At 61.9% G+C, this 17,422-nt stretch carries 17 protein-coding genes; 3 read left to right on the forward strand and 14 right to left on the reverse strand.

The genetic code is table 11. The features are described from left to right. Positions 1-1,056 carry a polyamine ABC transporter substrate-binding protein gene (locus tag MF268_RS14015; protein WP_238371482.1) on the reverse strand — a complete coding sequence of 352 codons (1,056 nt, stop codon included), beginning with the start codon at positions 1,054-1,056 and terminating at the stop codon, positions 1-3. Positions 1,057-1,166: 110 nt separating this feature from the next. Here MF268_RS14015 and MF268_RS14020 point away from each other — a divergent pair, with 110 nt between their 5' ends. Continuing rightward, the gene (locus MF268_RS14020; protein ID WP_238371483.1) at positions 1,167-1,787 is read left to right on the forward strand and encodes a TetR/AcrR family transcriptional regulator; all 621 of its coding nucleotides are present in this window, start codon (positions 1,167-1,169) and stop codon (positions 1,785-1,787) included. 88 nt (positions 1,788-1,875) lie between these two features. Here MF268_RS14020 and MF268_RS14025 read toward each other — a convergent pair whose 3' ends face one another. From MF268_RS14025 to dctP, 5 genes are read right to left on the reverse strand one after another with little or no spacing between them, the layout of a single operon-like run. Beyond that, positions 1,876-3,387, reverse strand: a complete 1,512-nt coding sequence (locus tag MF268_RS14025; RefSeq protein WP_238371484.1) for a malonate--CoA ligase — start codon at positions 3,385-3,387, stop codon at positions 1,876-1,878. A 15-nt stretch (positions 3,388-3,402) separates the two neighbouring features. Further along, positions 3,403-4,644: a malonyl-CoA decarboxylase domain-containing protein gene (locus MF268_RS14030; protein WP_238371485.1), complete on the reverse strand. Its 1,242-nt coding sequence runs from the start codon at positions 4,642-4,644 to the stop codon at positions 3,403-3,405. Next, entirely contained in the window at positions 4,641-5,960 is a 1,320-nt protein-coding gene (locus MF268_RS14035; RefSeq protein WP_238371486.1) for a TRAP transporter large permease, read from the reverse strand. The genes MF268_RS14030 and MF268_RS14035 overlap by 4 nt, the downstream gene beginning before the upstream one ends. Continuing rightward, complete coding sequence (locus MF268_RS14040) at positions 5,960-6,559, reverse strand: TRAP transporter small permease (RefSeq protein WP_238371487.1); 600 nt, start codon at positions 6,557-6,559, stop codon at positions 5,960-5,962. The genes MF268_RS14035 and MF268_RS14040 overlap by 1 nt, the downstream gene beginning before the upstream one ends. Continuing rightward, on the reverse strand, positions 6,556-7,548 hold the full coding sequence (dctP, locus tag MF268_RS14045; RefSeq protein WP_238371488.1) for a TRAP transporter substrate-binding protein DctP: 993 nt from the start codon (positions 7,546-7,548) through the stop codon (positions 6,556-6,558). Before dctP ends, MF268_RS14040 begins: the two co-directional genes overlap by 4 nt. Positions 7,549-7,645: 97 nt before the next feature. Here dctP and MF268_RS14050 point away from each other — a divergent pair, with 97 nt between their 5' ends. Next, complete coding sequence (locus tag MF268_RS14050) at positions 7,646-8,323, forward strand: GntR family transcriptional regulator (RefSeq protein ID WP_238371489.1); 678 nt, start codon at positions 7,646-7,648, stop codon at positions 8,321-8,323. A 6-nt stretch (positions 8,324-8,329) separates the two neighbouring features. Here the strand turns inward: MF268_RS14050 and MF268_RS14055 are convergent, their stop codons facing one another. Beyond that, positions 8,330-9,850, reverse strand: a complete 1,521-nt coding sequence (locus MF268_RS14055; RefSeq protein ID WP_238371490.1) for a class I adenylate-forming enzyme family protein — start codon at positions 9,848-9,850, stop codon at positions 8,330-8,332. Between the two features lie 5 nt (positions 9,851-9,855). Then, positions 9,856-11,025 (reverse strand): acetyl-CoA acetyltransferase, encoded by a 1,170-nt coding sequence (locus MF268_RS14060; RefSeq protein ID WP_238371491.1) that lies wholly within the window; start codon positions 11,023-11,025, stop codon positions 9,856-9,858. A 99-nt stretch (positions 11,026-11,124) separates the two neighbouring features. Between MF268_RS14060 and MF268_RS14065 the strand changes: the two genes are divergently transcribed. Next, positions 11,125-11,694, forward strand: coding sequence for a PAS and helix-turn-helix domain-containing protein (locus MF268_RS14065; RefSeq protein WP_238371492.1), 570 nt, complete (start codon positions 11,125-11,127; stop codon positions 11,692-11,694). 6 nt (positions 11,695-11,700) lie between these two features. Here MF268_RS14065 and MF268_RS14070 read toward each other — a convergent pair whose 3' ends face one another. The 6 genes from MF268_RS14070 to MF268_RS14095 form a co-directional block, all read right to left on the reverse strand. Next, positions 11,701-12,543, reverse strand: a complete 843-nt coding sequence (locus MF268_RS14070; RefSeq protein WP_238371493.1) for an alpha/beta fold hydrolase — start codon at positions 12,541-12,543, stop codon at positions 11,701-11,703. Then, on the reverse strand, positions 12,540-13,613 hold the full coding sequence (locus tag MF268_RS14075) for a branched-chain amino acid ABC transporter permease (protein ID WP_238371494.1): 1,074 nt from the start codon (positions 13,611-13,613) through the stop codon (positions 12,540-12,542). Before MF268_RS14075 ends, MF268_RS14070 begins: the two co-directional genes overlap by 4 nt. A gap of 11 nt (positions 13,614-13,624) precedes the next feature. Then, on the reverse strand, positions 13,625-14,614 hold the full coding sequence (locus MF268_RS14080; protein ID WP_238371495.1) for a branched-chain amino acid ABC transporter permease: 990 nt from the start codon (positions 14,612-14,614) through the stop codon (positions 13,625-13,627). 13 nt (positions 14,615-14,627) lie between these two features. Next, entirely contained in the window at positions 14,628-15,332 is a 705-nt protein-coding gene (locus MF268_RS14085; RefSeq protein ID WP_238371496.1) for an ABC transporter ATP-binding protein, read from the reverse strand. After that, a complete protein-coding gene (locus MF268_RS14090) occupies positions 15,329-16,093 on the reverse strand; it encodes an ABC transporter ATP-binding protein (RefSeq protein ID WP_238371497.1) in 765 nt (254 codons plus the stop codon). Before MF268_RS14090 ends, MF268_RS14085 begins: the two co-directional genes overlap by 4 nt. A gap of 63 nt (positions 16,094-16,156) precedes the next feature. Then, positions 16,157-17,356: a substrate-binding domain-containing protein gene (locus MF268_RS14095; RefSeq protein WP_238371498.1), complete on the reverse strand. Its 1,200-nt coding sequence runs from the start codon at positions 17,354-17,356 to the stop codon at positions 16,157-16,159. Between the last annotated feature and the right edge of the window lie 66 nt (positions 17,357-17,422).

The raw sequence follows: 17,422 nt of genomic DNA on the forward strand, positions 1-17,422 counted from the left end.
TCAGTTCTGGATCATATCGGTCCAGAGGTCCTGCATCGCCGAGTCGAGATCGGCATCCAGTACCGGGTAGAGCTGGGCGCGCTCGAGATAGGTTGCCTGATCGTCCCAGCGCAGAACCGCCTTTTCGTCGTCGCTGAGGACATCGGCGGTCTTGGAGTTGGCGGGCATCCCCCAGTAGCATTCCGAAGTCGCCAGACGCGCCTGACCTTCGGGCGAGGTCACGTATTTCACGAACTCGACGGCCATCTCCTTGTTTTCGCTGTCCTTCAGCACGACGAGAGACTGGCTCCAGAGCAGGCCGCCCTCTTCGGGGATGGTCCAGTCGAGATCCGGATTGTCGGCGTTCAGCACGGCGGTCAGCCATTCGCCACCGCCGACGAGGATGTCGACCTCATCGGTGGCGAGAGAAGTCTGGCTGGCGACAACGTCCGAGACCTGACGCGACGCGGCCTTAAGGCTCATCAGCGGCTCACGGAGCGTTTCGAGGTTGTCGGCGTTGAGATCGGCCGTATCGACGCCCTGTGCCATGCCGACGAGGCCAATGACCGGCAGGTAGTAATCATAGATCGCAATGCGACCGTCATACTTACCCGACCACAGCGCCTTCATCGATTCCATATCGGCGGGATCGACATTGGCCTTGTTGTAAGCGATTGTATTATAACCGAATTTCTCCGTCACCCCATAGGTGACACCATCGACGGTGTTGTTGTCTTCCAGCACGATCTGCGGGAAGTAATCGCCGGTGTGCATCTCTTCGACCGGGAGGGGTTCGGCAAGGTCGCGTTCGACCAGACGGCCCACGTCGACACCATCGATCACCATCACGTCCCAGTCGCCCGGACGGCTTTGTTCCAGCAGCGCAAGACCGGCGGCGGTGCCTTCGTATTCCTTGACGTTGACCCGGATTCCATGTGCCTCTTCAAAGGGTTCGAGAAGTTTCGGATCGGCGTGGTCGCACCAGATCAGCGCGTTCAGATCCTCGGCGGCCAGCGACGGCGTGGCGGCCAGCGTCAGCGCGGCGACAGTCAGGGCGGTGGTAGATTTGAGGTACATTTAGGCAGCTCCCGGTTGTTTGAAACGCTTTACACGCGCTTACTGAAGAAAAAAGTTGAACTGGTTCAGTTTTGTAGTCAACGCTAATTTTCAAACACAAGGACAAGCCTATGGCCGGGTTGAGAGAAAAACAGAAAGCTGATCGTCGCAGACGCATTCTCACCGCCTCAAGCCTACTTTTTAAGCAGAGCGGATATCAGGAAGTTCATATCAACCAGATCGCCGAATGCGCGGAAGTTTCAGTTGGCACCTTCTATAACTACTTCAAAACAAAAGCAGACCTGTTGCTGTCGACGGTCAGCATGGAGGTCGAGGAAGTGCTTCAGCAAGGTGATTCCATCCTGAAGGATCCACCGGAGGACCCGGTCGAGGCGCTGATGGCGCTCACCCGCCTTTATTATGACCACTCGCTTGTCTACCTGAGCAAGGAAATGTGGCGCACCGCGATGGCAGCGGCCATTCAGGAAGGCCAGTCGCCGTTTTCGATCCGGTACCGCGCGCTGGACAAGGGGTTGTGTGCGCAGGTCTGCGGATTGCTGGAGGTCTTGCAGGAGAACGGCCGTCTGAGCGCCGACATGGATACCCGCGCGATGGGCGAAGTGATTTTCAACAATCTGAACGCCATGTTCACCGAGTATTCAATCGACGAAACCTTTACCTTGGATGAATTGAAAGACCGGGTGCTGCGTCAGACCCGCGCCGTGGTGAAGCCCCTGATCGGGGCTGCGTAAAGGCGGAAAACGGGGGGCACAACCTGTACACCCTCTGTACACCCCCCGTACATCAGAGGGGTGTCCTTTTGACGAAACGGCCTGAAGGCTAACCGGCTTTGAACGCCCCGGCGAAACGGTCGCGGAGCAGGTTCTTTTGCACCTTGCCCATCGTGTTACGCGGCAATTCGTCGACCAGTTCGATCACCTTGGGCTGCTTGAACTTGGCCAGACGGTCCCCCAGATCGGCGCGGATCGCATTCGCGTCCGGCGTTTCACCCGGCTGCGCGACGAGGACGGCGACGACGCCTTCGCCGAAATCCGGATGCGGCACGCCGATGACGGCGGATTCCAGCACGCCCGGCTGTTCGTCGAGGATCAGTTCAACCTCTTTCGGGTAGATGTTGTAGCCGCCGGAGATAATCAGATCCTTGGCACGACCGACGATTTGGACATAGCCGTCATCGTCAAGCTGACCGATATCGCCGGTAATGAAGAAGCCATCCTCGCGCAGTTCGGCGGCGGTTTTTTCCGGCATCTGCCAGTAACCCTGAAACACGTTGGGACCGCGCACCTCGATGATACCGGCCTCGCCGTCGGGCAGTGTTTCACCGGTTTCGGGGTCGGTGATCTTGAGTTCGACCCCCGGCAGCGGAAAGCCCACCGTCCCCGCGCGGCGGTCGCCGTCATAGGGGTTCGAAGTGTTCATGTTGGTTTCCGTCATCCCGTAGCGTTCGAGGATGCGGTGACCGGTGCGGGCCTCGAAGGCGCGGTGGGTTTCCGCGAGAAGCGGTGCCGAGCCGGAGGTGAAGAGCCGCATGCCCTTGCAGAGATCGCGGTCGAACCGGTCGTCGCCGAGCAGCCGCGTGTAGAAGGTCGGCACGCCCATCAGCGAGGTCGACTGCGGCAGGAATTTCAGCACCGTATCGAGATCGAATTTCGGCAGGAAGATCATCGAGCCCTGCGCGGCCAGCATCACGTTCGAGGCTACGAAAAGCCCGTGGGTATGAAAGATGGGCAGCGCGTGCAGCAGCACGTCATCCGCCGTAAAGCGCCATTCCTGCGTCAGGATCAGCGCGTTGGAAAGAAGGTTGTCCTGGCTGAGCATCGCGCCCTTGGAGCGTCCCGTGGTGCCCGAGGTGTAAAGCAGCGCGGCTAGGTCGTCATCGGCGCGATCCACAGGATCGAAACTGTCGGCTTGGGTGGCGGCCGCATCGGTCAGGCTGCCCTGACCCTTGGCGTCGAGCGTCAGCACCGGCACGCCACCGGCGATGCCCTGAACCTCGGCCTGATCGGCGGGGTCGCAGATCACCGCGCCGGCTTCGCTGTCGGAGATGAAATAGGCGAGTTCGTCCGCCTTGTAGCCGGTGTTGAGCGGCAGAAACACGACCCCGGCCATGACGCAGGCCCCGTAGAGCGCAAGCGCCTCGGGCGACTTTTCAACCTGAACCGCAAGACGATCGCCGGGTTTCAGACCTGCGCCCACAAGCGCATTGGCCTGTTTTGCGGCCATTTTCAGAAAGGCATCACCCGAAATCTGCTGGCCGTCGGCCAGTGTCAGGAAGGCCGTCCCGCGCCCTTGCAGAGGGGCGAAGAGCCGGTCGAATAATGGGTTTGGCAATTCTCTTATCTCCCTTCAGGCCGCTGCGGCCGTCTTGACCAACGCGCGGACCGACTTGCTTGCCACGACTTCCTTATGCGCGGCGAAACGTTCGTGATTCTCGGCGAAGCTTTCGGCCTCGTAGCGGTAATTGACCATGGCGCCCCGGCTTTCCGACATCCCCTTTTCCGATGTATCCGCCCCGGCATGGACGGCATGGACATAGGCCCCGTTGCCAAGGTGGAACCGGGCCACCGGGTCATAGGGCATGCCATCGGGTCGCTTGGCGGTCAACAGGAAACGCGCGGCCAGCGCCTGCAATTCGCTCTCGTCGAGCTTGTCGGCGTCGATGCCTTCCTCCTTCATCCAGCGGCTGAGTGTCGGGATCGGCGAGAGCGTGACAAAGGTGGTGATATTGGGCAGTTCCGCCGCCAGATCCTCGGCCACCTGTTTGATCAACGAGTTGCCAAAGGAAATCCCGGCAAGGCCCGACTGGCAATTGGATATCGAGTAGAACACGGCAGTGTCGGCCTCTTCCGCGGCGAGCGCGTCGCGGTCCTCGGCCAGCAGGCGCTGGACCGAACCGGGGATGCCCTTGGTCAGCGCGACCTCGACAAAGATCAGCGGCTCATCCGGCATGGCAGGGTGGAAGAACGCGAAACAGCGCCGGTCCGAGGGTTCGACGCGTCGGCGCAGGTCCTGCCAAGAATGGATCGCGTGGACGGCTTCGTATTCGATGATTTTTTCAAGGATATGGGCCGGGCTTTCCCAGTTGATCCGGCGCAGGACAAGGAAACCACGGTTGAACCACGAGGCGAAAAGATGCTGGAAATCCAGATCGATACGGGCCCGGGGGTCATTGCGCGGGATCAGCCGCAAGAGATCGCTGCGCATTTCGACAAGCTGCGTGGTCGCCCCGGGCACGCGGTTGAGACGGCGCGCCAGTTCCTGACGGGTCGGCTCAGCCGATCTGAGGAATTCGCCGTAGGTTTTGGCATCCGGCTCGGATTCGAAGGCATCGAGCGCGGCGCGCAAGCGGGGAATGTCGACCCCGAGCGCGCCCGAGATATGGTCGAAGAAGGTCAGCTTGCCGTCATCATCCAGCGCGCCGTAGCGGTCGAGGATCTGCGCCGCCGTGGTCATGCCCGATATCTCGCCATGTCCCGAGAGGAGGTCGGCGATCAACGCCTCGGTGCTGCGGCTGTCGTTTTTGGAAAGAAGCTGCCGCCTCGTATTGCGGGAAAACACGCTAGTCAGGACATCGGAAAAAAGGCTCACAGCGCTACCCCCATGACGGCTTCGGGCAGCCAGGTGGCCAGACCCGGGAAAAGACACATCAATACGATAGCAAGGATCATGCAGCCGACGAAGGGCATGGACCCCCAGAGCACCTGTTTGAGCGAAATATCGGGGGCGATGCCGTTGATGACGTAAAGATTGAGCCCGACCGGCGGCGTGATCAGCCCGATTTCCATGTTGATCGTCACGATCACCGCGAACCAGTAGGGGTCGAACCCGGCCGAGGTGATGATCGGCAGCAGAATCGGGGCCGACATCAGGATCACGGCCACCGGCGGCAGGAAAAACCCGGCGACCAGCAGGAAGAGGTTAATGACCCCCATCAGCACCCAGCGATTGACCTCGAGCGCCGCGATCCACTGGGCCACCGACTGGGTGACGAACAGCGAGGACAGCATGAAGCTGAACACACCCGCCGCGCCGATGATGAACAGGATCATGACGCTTTCGCGGGTACTGTCGCGCAGGACGATCCAGAGATCGCGCCCATTGAACATCCGGTAGATCACGATCGCCGCAAAGATGCAGAGCAGCGCGCCGACGGCGGCGGTTTCCGAGGGTGTCGCGATGCCGCCGTAGAGCGCGTAGAGCACGCCGGCGATGATCGCGAGGAAGGGCAGAACGCGGGGCAGGATTTCGATCCGCTGACGCCATGTGTAGCTGGCCGAGGCAAGCGCCGCGCTGGCCGCGCCGCGCCGCCAGGTGTCGAAGATCGCCCAGAGGATAAAGAGCAGCGTCAGCAGCAGCCCCGGCAGGACGCCTGCAAGGAACAGCCGCCCGATCGAGGTTTCGGTGGCGATGCCGTAGACGATCATGGTGACCGAGGGCGGGATCAGGATGCCGAGCGTGCCGCCCGCTGCGATGGACCCGGCGGCGACCTCGGGCGGATAGCCGCGGCGGCGCATCTCGGGGATGCCCATCTTGCCGATGGCGGCGCAGGTGGCCGGGCTTGATCCGGACATGGCGGCGAACAGCGCGCAGGCGCCGAGGTTCGACACGACAAGACCACCGGGCACCTTGGTGAGCCAACGCTCCAGCGCCTCGTAGAGGTCCGGGCCCGCACGGGTCGAGGCGATGGCCGCCCCCATGATGATGAACATCGGAATCGAGAGCAGCGCAAAGCTGTTGAGTTCGGCGTAAAACAGTTCCGGCAGCGCGGTGAGCGAACGCGGGCCGTCGAAGATCCACAGGAACAACGTGGCGACGATCAGCAGGCCAATTGCGACTGAAACGCCGGAAAACAGGACGATGACGGTGGCCAGTGCCACCAGAAGACCGAGAGTCAGAGGCTCCATCAGTCGGGGCTCCGTTCAGGATGAGGTTCCGGGAGGGCCTGTGGCGCGCCGAAGGCAGCGAACCAGAGATCGGCCAGCAATTGCAGCAGATAGAGCCCAAAACCGAGCGGAACCGACAGGTAGGTGATCCAGAGCGGGAAGGCCCAGACCGATTCAGATTTCCAGCCGCGCGCCCATGCGAGGTGGAACATTTCCCAGCCATACCAGAGCATTGCGCCCGTCATGGCGATGGTGGCCAGCATCACGATCACCGCTAGGATGCGGCGGCCCAGCGGTGGCAGCATCTGTGGCAGCAGGTCGACGCCCACGTGGCCGCGCAGCTTCTGGACATAGGGCAGACCCAGCAGGGTGGCGCCGATCATCAGGTAGATCACCGCTTCGGTCTGCCAGATCGTCGACACGCCCATGACTCCGCGCATGAAGATCATGTGGCAGGTGATCAGCACCGAGGCGAGGATCATCAGGGCGGCGAGCACGCCGAAAAAGGTGGAAAGCGCGGCGATGGCGCGCAGGGCCGGCGGCGGCTGGTCACCGGTGCGCCCATCCCGCGCACCGGTTTCCGTGCCCGCGCGCACATTGGCGGCAGGCGACTTGGTCATTCGACGGACAGCGCCATGTCGAGCAGGTCCTGACCGCCTTCGACCGAGCCTGCAAAGGACGGGTACGAGGTTTCCTTGGCCAGTTCACGCCATGCGTCGAAATCCTCGGAGGTCATCTCGGCGATTTCGACACCGGCATCGGCAAAGGCCTTGGTGGTGATCGCGTCGCCTTCCTTGGCCTGTTCGAGATACCAGGTTTCCGCCTTGGCCGAGGCTTCGGTCAGCGCGGTCTGCTGTTCGGCGGAGAGGTTGTCAAAGGTGGTCTTGTTGATCAGCAGCGGCTGGTACATGAACCAGAGCGCGGTATCGCCCGCCGGGGTGTAGCATTGCAGCTGCTCGTAAAGACGATAGCTGAGGAAGCTTTCGGACGAAGTGTTGGCCGCGTCAAGCACGCCTGTCTGAAGCGCGGAATAGACCTCGGACGAGGCCATCGAGCTGATCGAGGCCCCTGCCCCTGCAAGCATTTCCTCAAACGATTTGCCCGCCGCGCGGATCGTCACGCCCTGCACATCGGCGGGTTTTGTGATGCAGCCCTTATTGGAGCCAAAGCCCCCCGCCAGATAACCGTGCACCAGCGTTTTCACGTCATCGCCGGCCATGATTTCTTCGATCTGCTCCATGAAGGGAGAAGCCGAGAGACGCGCGCCATGTTCGTGGTTCTTCACGAGTCCGGGCATCAGGGTGAGGTTATAGGCCGGTTGCTGGCCGCCCGCATAGGATAGCGGGAAAATCGTCATGTCGAGCTGGCCCCGGCTGAGCGGTGTATATTGCTCGCGTGCCTTGAACAGGGTCTGGTTCGGAAAAATCTGGATTTCCAGATCGACACCGGCGGCGGCCACATCATCGGCCACCATCTGCGCGACCTTGTGGCGGACATCGCCTTCGGACCACTGATGCGAAAGTTTCAATTTCTCCGCAAAGGCTCCGGTGGCAGCGCCCATTGCGGCAATGACGGCGAGGGTGCTCGCCGCAAGAAAACGTCTGGTCATGTTATCTCCTCCCAGGGCGCCGTTCTCCTCCTGGCACCCGATCCGCTAATGAGGCAGGCTATTGCGTACCTTGTCAACCTTTTCGTATACAAGAAGCATGACATTGGATATCGAGCCCGCCGAACCGCGCAGCCGGTCGGACCAGATCGCACAGATACTGGAGGATCAGATCCTCACCGGGCGCTTTTCGCCGGGCGCCCGGCTGGACGAGGCCAGCCTTGCGGAAGAGCACAAGGTATCGCGCACCCCGATCCGCGAAGCCTTTCACCGGCTGGCGCAATCCGGTCTGGTGGTGCAGCAGCCGCGACGTGGGGTTTTCGTGCGAATCAGCTCGCCGGTGGAAATCCTCGAGATGTTCGAAGTCATGGCCGAGCTGGAAGCCGTCTGTGGGCGACTTGCAGCGAAACGGGCCACGGAAGCCGCGATCGAAGAGCTGCGCGAGGTGAACGCGGAATGCCATGCGGCCTGCGATGCGGGGGATATCGACCGATATTACCTCAAGAACGGCGTGTTCCATCACCTGATCTATGCCCTGTCGGGCAACCGGTTCTTAGAACAGGAAGCGTCGCGCCTGCACCGGCGGCTGAAACCCTACCGCCGCATGCAATTGTTCCTGCGCGGGCGGTTGCAGCAGTCGATGGATGAGCACGAATCCATTGTCGAGGCGATTTCAGCCGGGGCGCCCGAACGCGCCGCAGAGCTGCTGCGCGACCATGTGGCGGTTCAGGGCGAGAAGTTTCACCACGTCATGTCGCACCTTGAGCAGCAGGGCTGAGACAGGTCAGGACTGTTCGCTCAGTTGCGCGCGCAGTTGGGTTTTCAGGATTTTGCCGTAGCTGTTCTTGGGCAGGTCAGGCACGAAAACATAGCGGGATGGTTTCTTGAAGGACGCGATCTGTGTCTTGCACCAATCGGTCAGGGCTTCGGCATCTGGTTTGGTGCCCTCGCGGGGCACGACAAAGGCCACGACCTCTTCGCCCCAGTCGGCGTGGGGCGCGCCGATCACTGCAATTTCATAGACATCCTTGTGGGTTAGCAGCGCTTCTTCAACCTCACGCGGGTAGATATTGGTGCCGCCCGAGATGATCACATCCTTGCTGCGGTCGGTGAGCGTTAGGAAACCGTCGCCATCAAGCCGCCCGAGATCGCCGGTGCGCAGCCAACCGTCGACGAGGGTGGCAGAGGTTGCCTCGGGATTACGCCAATAGCCCGCCATGACGGTATCGCCACGCACGAGGACTTCGCCAACCTCGCCGGTGGGCAGAACGTTCAGGTCTTCATCGGCGATGCGGATCTCGACACATGCCTGCGCCAGTCCGACCGAGGCGCGGTGCTGCGCGGCGTCGGGATGGGTGGTGTCGGCGACAAGGGCGCGGTTCATCGCGGTGATCGTCATCGGGCATTCGCCCTGCCCGTAGATCTGCGCGAACCTCGGCCCGAACACGTCGAGCGCATGGTCGATATCGGCGAGGTACATGGGCCCGCCGCCGTAGATGATCGTGCGGATGCCGTCGCCGTCGCAATCGGTTTGCTGCGCGTGGGCGATCAGGCGTTTGATCATCGTGGGCGCCGCGAAAAAGACGAGGTTTCCGAGGGACTTGGCGAGCGAAGCTATCTCAGCCGGGTCAAAGCCCTGCGAGGGCGGGATGACGTGGCAGGCGCCGATCCGGACGTAGTGGAAATTATAGAGCCCCGCCCCGTGCGACATCGGCGCGGCATAGAGCGGGTGATCGGTGGGAAATATCTGGTCCACGTCCAGCGGGTAGGTCATGGCCATGACGCGCAGGTTGCGATGAGTGATCATCACCCCCTTTGGACGCCCTGTGGTGCCCGAGGTGTAGAAGAGCCACGCGGTGTCATCGTCGTTGACGCTTGCGGGCGGGTTAACGGGTGCGCCTGGTTCATTGGGCGGCACCGAACTGGTAGAGAGTTCGCGCGTGTTCGTAGGCAAGTTCGTGTCGGACGAAAAGACCGTGCTGCTCTCCGTGAAAACGATGCGGGCCTCGGCGTTGGCGATGATCCAGGCGGCCTCTTTCGGGTGCAGCTTGTGATTGACCGGCACAACGGTCGCGCCGATCCAGAGCACCCCGTAGAGAAGTTCGAGATATTCCGGCGCGTTCCGGGCGAAGATCGCGATGCGGTCGCCCGGACCGATCCCGTGATGGTCGCGAAGGAAGGCGCCGATACGGGCGGCGGACCGGGCGAAATCGCCATAGGTGGCGCAAAGATCGTTGCCCAGCCGGATCGCCGGAGCGTCCGGCCGGACACGCGCGGTCTGGTATAGCCAGGTCGCGATGTTCACGGGGCTCAGGCCTTTTGCGTCTCGAGGATCGAGACATAGTTGGCCACGGCGGCCCCGCCCATGTTGAAGACCGCGCCGATATTCGCGCCCGGTTTCTGCATCTCGCCCGCCTGCCCCGTCAGCTGACGGAAAGAGATCGCGTGCATGGAAACGCCGGTGGCGCCCACGGGATGACCCTTGGCCTTAAGACCGCCCGAGAGGTTCACCGGCAGCGCCCCGTCGCGGTAGACGGTGCCCTCGTCGAGCGCACGCTGCCCCTGCCCCTTGTCAGCGAGACCCATGGCCTCGTAGGTCAGAAGTTCGGCGATTGTGAAACAGTCGTGTACCTCGGCAAAGTCGATGTCTTTCACCGTGACGCCCGCCTTTTCATAGGCACGGTTAAAGGCGCGCTCCGGTCCCTCGAAGGAGAGAAAATCGCGGCGCGACATGGGGAGGAAATCGCTGACATGCTCGGCGGCGCGGAAACGAACCGCCTTGGGGAAATTGGCGGCGTTTTCTTCGGTCGTGAGGATGATCGCGGCGGCCCCGTCGGTGACGAGCGAGCAATCTGTCAGGCGCAGGGGCGGCGCGATTTCCGGGTTCTTGTTGGTGACCTGGCTTGCCTCTTCAAAGGTGAATTCCTTTTGCATCTGAGCCAGCGGGTTCTGCATCGCGTTGGCGTGGTTCTTGACCGAGATCTTGGCCATCGCGTCGAGCGGGCTGCCGTAGCTTTCGGTATATCCCTTGGCCGCGATGCCGAAGACCTGCGGAAAGCTGAGGCCGGCTTCCTGCGGGTCGTTCTGGTAGCCTGCCCCGGCAAGCGCGGTGGTCACGTCGGCAGTGCTGCGGTGGGTCATCTTTTCGGCACCCACGATCAGCACGGTTTTTGCCTTGCCCGCCTGAATGGCGTTGATGCCAGCGTGGATCGCAGCAGAGCCGGAGGCGCAGGCGTTTTCCGCGCGCATCGCCGGTTTGAAGCGCAGTTCCGGATAGGCCTGAAAGATCAGCGACGAAGCGAAGCCGTCGGGCACGAGACCGGAGTTGAAATGGCCCAGATAGACGGCGTCGATGTCTTCGGGCGCGATGCCGGATTCCTCGACAGCCTCCTTGACGACATCGGTGATCATCTGTTCGAGGCTCGCGTCGAGACGGCCGAACTTGGTATGGCCGGAGCCAATGATCGAGATATCTTCCATGGTGAATCCTCCTGCGCGGATCATCGCATGGCGGTAGCGATTGCAATATCCGTGAAACTACGTAGATACCTACGTATCACTACGTAGGTTTATGCGCATATGTTCGACACCTCTACCCCGGCCAAGGCGGCGGCGCTGGCATTCGAGGAATCGCCAGTGGCGCTGCTGATGACGCGGTATCGTAGGATTGTAACGATCAACCGCGCGCTTTCCGGCCTTTTCGGGTTTGAGCGGGACGATCTGATCGGACGGTCGGTGCAAAAGTTGTACCCCTCGACCGCTGACTTCATGCGGATCGGCGATCAGTGCGAAGAGGTCATGCGGGGTGGCAAGAACCGCTATTACGAGGATGAACGGTTCATGCAGGCCAACGGGGGCGAGGTTTTCTGGGCGCGGGCCAAGGGGATGACCCTGACGCCGGACGATCCCTATGAGCTGATGATCTGGAGTTTCGAGAAGATCGAGGGAAAACCCTATCGCTCGGTAAGGTTGACGGCGCGGGAAAAGGAGATCGCACCGCTGATTGGGAGCGGCATGACCTCGAAACAGATCGGCGAGCGACTGGGCATTTCACACCGGACGGTCGAAGTGCATCGCGCCAAGCTGATGAAGAAATTCAACGTGCACAACACCGCCGAGCTGGTGTCACAGATCGTGGTGGCGGTTTAGACCGCGCTACGCGAGATCGGCAAGAACCCGGCGCACCATGGCAATGTCGTAAGGGGTCGAGAGATTTGGCGCGTGGCCGCAGTCGAATTCCGTCAGCGCCGGTGCCGGGCCGCGATCCAGCATCCGGTGCGCGATATCGGTGGGCAGGATGTCGGAGTCGCGTCCGCGGAACAGGTGGCAGGGTGTGCTGATCCGGTCGTAGCGGTCCCAGCTTGTGAGTTCGTCGCGTGAGGCGGTGAACTGCACGATGATCTCCGGGTCGTAATGCAGGGTCAGCCGGCCGTCGCCGCGACGGCGCACGGAATTGCGGGCCATGCGGCTCCAGAAGCCATCACCGGCGGGGCCAAAGGGGCGATAGATCGCGCGCAGCCATGTCTCGGCCTCGCTGAGCCATTTGAACACCGGCGGGTCGCCGACATAGGTGGTGATGCGCTGGATCGCCTCGGAGGGGACTTCGGGGCCGATGTCGTTCAGGATCAGGCAGGTCAGACGCTCGGCATGGGGCCCGGAGGCAAGCCGCATCCCGATCATGCCGCCAAGCGAGGTGCCAAGCCAGGCGGTGCGCTGGATACCGTAGTGATCCAGAAGGTCGGCGGCGATCCCGGCGTAGAATTCGACGGAATATTCCGCCTCGGGGTCGCTGGCCCAGCTTGAGAGCCCGCGTCCGATTGTATCAGGGCAGAGCACGAAGTAGCGATCAGACAGGGCGCTGGCGAGTTCGTCGAAATCGCGGCCCGTGCGGGCCAGACCATGCCACATGACGAGCGCCGGATGGGATGGATCGCCCCATTCGGTCACGTGGATTTCATGATCCATCACCGGGACAAGAGTAAACCGGGGCAGGATCACTTGGCCGCGCCCTTGTCCATTGCCGTGCCCGCGATGCCCTTGGGAAAGAAATAGACCAGCAGGATAAAGATGATCCCAAGCCAGAACAGCCAGCGGTCGGCGGCGAGCAGGTTCGGCAGGACGGGAATGCCGGCCATCGCCTCGGAGGCCGCGCCCATCAGGTCGCGCAGGTAATATTGCGCCAGCACCAGCAGCACCGCGCCGATGACCGCGCCCCACATGGTGCCCATGCCGCCGATCACCACCATCAGCAGGATGTCGATCATGATCGCGAAGGACAGGGCCGTGTCGGGGCCGGTGTACTTGAGCCAGACCGCATAGATTGTGCCCGCCAGCGAGGCCATGGTGGCCGAGAGGCAGAAAACGAAGGTGCGATAGGCGACGACACGATAGCCGATGGCCTCGGCGCGCTGCTCATTCTCACGAATGGCCTTGAGCACGGTGCCGAGCGGCGAAGTGGTAAATCGCAGCATCAGCAGGAACAGGATCAGCGAGGTCGCGAATACGAAGTAATAGGCCGCGAGCTTGCCATTCAACCGGACATCCCAGAGGCGAACGACCTTGCCTTCGTCATCGGTCAGCAGCTTGGTCGCCGGTTTGAAGAGGTCGGGTGCCTTGTAGGTGATGCCGTCCTCGCCACCCGTGAGGCCGGACATCTGCGAGACCAGAACCAGCACGACCGAGGCCGCCGCAAGGGTAATCATCGCGAAGAAGATCGCCTTGACCCGCAGGCTGAGCAAGCCGATGGCGATGGCAAAGACAAGCGACACGCCTACCCCGGCCAGCGCGCCAAGGATGACAGGGATCCAGCCCGGGCCCATGCCCTTGAGCAGGATCGCCGCGCCGTAAGCCCCGAAGCCGAAGAACATGGTATGGGCAAAGCTGACGATGCCGGTATAGCCGATCAGCAGGTCATAGCTCGCGACCAGCACGATGAAGATGCAGATGCGCGCGGCGACTTCGAGGGAGCGCACGTCCTGAAACAGGAAAGGCGCGAAGAGCAGAAGCGCGCCGATGGCGAGGACGATCAGCTTGATCGTAAGGGCGCCGGTGGTCTGGGTCTGGTTCATCATTCGCTCCCTCACACGGCCGGTTTCAGGCCGTTGGGCCGCCAGAGCAGGATCGCCACCATCAGGATCATGTTCGAGGCCAGCGCCATCTTGGGCGCGAGAAAGCCCAAGTAGTTCGACATGAGACCGACAAGGATCGCGCCGAGCAGCGTGCCCTCGATGGAGCCGAGGCCGCCGATGATGACAACGATGAAGACGATGATCATCAGCTCGGAGCCGAGCGCGGGGGTGATCAGGGTCTCGTACCCCGCCCACATCGCGCCGCCGAGTGCAGCAAGTCCCGAGCCGAGCATGAAGACGGCGATAAACAGACGGTCAACCCGAAAGCCGAGCGCCTCGACCATTTCGCGGTTTTCCACCCCGGCACGGACAAGGAGACCGATGCGGGTGCGGTTCATCACGAGGTACAGCCCAACGAAGACCGCGAGGCCCAGCAGGAAGGCAAAACCGCGATAGATTTCGATGCTGACATCGCCGATAATCCAGGAGCCTTCGAGGAAATGCGGACGCAGCACAGTAAAGGGCGTGCCTCCCCAGAAAGCGAGGATGGTCTGTTCGGCGACGATCATCGCACCCATGGTGATCAGGATCTGGCGCAGGTGGTCCTTGTAGACGGGTCGGATGATCACGGTTTCAAAGAACCAGCCCGCGACGAGGCCAAAGAGGATCGCGGCAAGAAAGGCCATGACAAGCGCGGCGCTGTTGAGCGCGACGCTGTCGGCGGCGAGCCATGTGCTGAGGCCCGCGAGGACGGTGGCGGCGATGAAAGCGCCAAAGCTCACGAACGCCGAGTGGCCGAAGTTCAGTACGTCCATCAGGCCGAAGACAAGGCTGAGACCCGAGGCCATGAGGAAGACCATCATGCCCATCGCCAGCCCGGCGACGGTCAGCGTGGCCCATGATGAGGGCGCGCCGATCAGGATGAAGGCCACTGCCGCGAGCGCGACGGGCAACAGGTTCACCCCGCCCATGCGCCCCAAGATTTCCGATATTCTGTCCATTTGACTCTTTCCCTCACATGGCCAGTCCGAGCAGCCGGTCCTGAAGACCGGTATCTGCTGCGAAGGCTTCCATGCTGCCTTGGTGCACGACGCGGCCATCGTCGATGACGGCCATGTCGCGGCCCAGCTTGCGGGCAAAGTTGAAGTTCTGTTCGACCAGCAGAATGGTGCTGTCCTGCCCGATTTCGCGAAACGCCTCGCCCATTGAATCGACGATCGCCGGTGCAAGACCCTTGGTCGGCTCGTCGATCAGGATCAGCTCGCGAGGTTCCATGATGGCACGAGCGACCGAGAGCATCTGTTTCTGTCCGCCCGACAGCGACCACGCCTTTTTGTCGCGGAAGCGTTCGAGCGCGGGGAAAAGTTCGTGGATCCGCTTGAGCCGCACCGGGTCGATCCGGCCCTTGTCGGCGGCGAGGACGAGATTTTCATCCACGGTGAGCGTGCCGAAGATGCCCATGTTCTCGGGCACATAGGCGATGCCGAGCTTTGCGATTTCCGCCGTATGGAGCTGTGTTATGTCTTGTCCGCGAAATTTGACCGAACCGGGCGAGGCGTTCCAAAGCCCCATGATGGAGCGCAGCGTGGTCGTTTTGCCCGCGCCGTTGCGGCCCAGCAGAACGAAAACGCCGCCCTCTGGCACTGTAAGGCTGACGTCATGCAGCACAGCGTATTGACCGATATCGGTCTTCATATGGTCGAGGGTCAACAGGCTCATGCGACGCCCTCGGATGTGCCGAGATAGACATCGCGGACGATCTGGCTCGACATGACCTCTTGCGGAGCGCCATCGGCGAGCAGCTCTCCGTTATGGAGAACGATGATGCGGTCGGCGAGCGCGCGCACCACGTCCATCTTGTGTTCGACCAGCAGAACCGTCTTGGTCTTGTCGGCCTTGATGCCGGCGATCAGGTCGAGCACGTCAGGCGCGTGGTCGAGCGACATGCCTGCGGTGGGTTCGTCGAACATATAGATATCGGGCTCCATCGCCATGAGCAGTGCGACCTCGAGCTTGCGCTGGTCGCCATGTGGCAGGTTGGCGGCGGTCTGGTGGGCGAGCTTGGTCAGGCGGGTCGCCTCGAGGTAGTGCTCGGCCTTTTCGCTGAGGGCGCGAAAATGGCTGACCGGGCGCAGCATGCGCCAGCCCTCGCCGGAATGCGCCTGAACCGCGAGGCGGATATTTTCAAACACGCTCAGTTGCGGGAACAGGTTGGTCAGCTGAAAGGCACGGCCGATCCCGTGGCGTGCGCGAGCCGAGGGCGAGAGTGCGGTGATGTCGGTGCCATCCTTGATGACCTTGCCCGATGTCGCGGCAAGCTGGCCGGAGATCAGGTTGAAATAGGTGGTCTTGCCAGCGCCGTTCGGCCCGACGATGACGGTCAGTTCGCCCGGGCGAAACGCGCAGGAGACGCTGTTGACCGCGACGTGGCCGCCGAACCGGATTGTCAGGTCCTGCGTGACGAGGGATGGATCGCTCATGTGATTGTTCTTTTGTATCGGAGTACGGGGTGGCCCGGGCGGATTGCGCCCGGGCCGCTTGGATCAGCCGTTGTTGTCGCGACCGACCGGGATGTCCATTTCGTCAGCCGGGATGATCCGGACCTTTTCCGGGATCGCCCAATCGACGCCCTCATCCACGCGGATCTTGAAGTGCAGCATGTCCTGCAGCGCCTGGTGGTCTTCGGGGCGGAAGGTCATGGAACCCTTGGGCGTGTCCCAGGTCATGCCTTCCATGGTTTCGATCAGCGTCTCGGTTTCATAGTCGGGCGCCTCTTTCAGCGCCTTGACCACGGCGAGCGCGGCCGACATGCCACCGGCGGTGAAGAAGTCGGGCGGCGTGTCGAAACGTGCCTCATGCTCTTTCACCAGCCATTCGTTGACCGGGTTCTCGAAGGCCTCGTAGTAGTAATAGACCGCGCCTTCCATGCCGGGAAAACGCTTGTAGGTCGGCAGAACCGGCAGGATGTGACCGCCCATCGAGATTTCGATGTCATAGCGGGACGGGTCCATAGCCTGGATCTTGCCCGGCGCGTCGCCGCCACCGGCGATGTAGATCAGGATGACCTTGCGGCCTTCTTTATCCTTGAGTGCGTTGAACATGCGCTCGGCCACGGCGGTGAAATCGGTGGCGCCTTGGGGGACGTATTCCTCGGCCACGACCTGCGCGCCGGTGCCATCGAGCGCGGATTTGAAGGCGGCGATGCCGTCATGGCCAAAGGCGTAATCCTCGGCCAGCGTGGCGACTACGAGGTTTTCATCCGGCTGGAGGGCGAGCGCCTGCGCCTGCATATCCATCGAGGAGTTACGCGAGGTCTTGAAGACATAGCGGTTGCTATCCGGCCCGGTGAGGCTGTCGGCAACGGCAGGTTCGACGATCAGGATCTTTTCGTATTCCTCAGCAATCGGCAGCATGCCAACGGTCACACCCGAAGAGGTCGCCCCGACGGCGAGCAGAACTTCGTCATCGCCATAGGCTTCGGCCAGAACGGCGCGGGCGACGTCAGGCTTGAACTGGGTGTCCTTGATGATCAGCTCGATCGGACGCCCGTTGATTTCATTGGTGCCATCGGTGCCGTATTCGATGCCCATCTCGAACCCGGTCTGGGCCTGTTTCGAGAAGGCCTCGAAGCTGGACCCCGACAATCCGTGGATCAGTGCAATCTTGATTGGATCTTCGGCGTAAACGGCGGTTGCGGCAACACTCACCGCAAATGTTGCGACGAGTCGCTTGATGATATTCATGGTATCCTCCCATTCGGCAGTAGCGCACGGGCATTGCACCCATATTCTCACCTGCTACCTTGAGTG

Source organism: Heliomarina baculiformis (genome assembly GCF_019966545.1).
GTDB lineage: Bacteria > Pseudomonadota > Alphaproteobacteria > Rhodobacterales > Rhodobacteraceae > Heliomarina > Heliomarina baculiformis.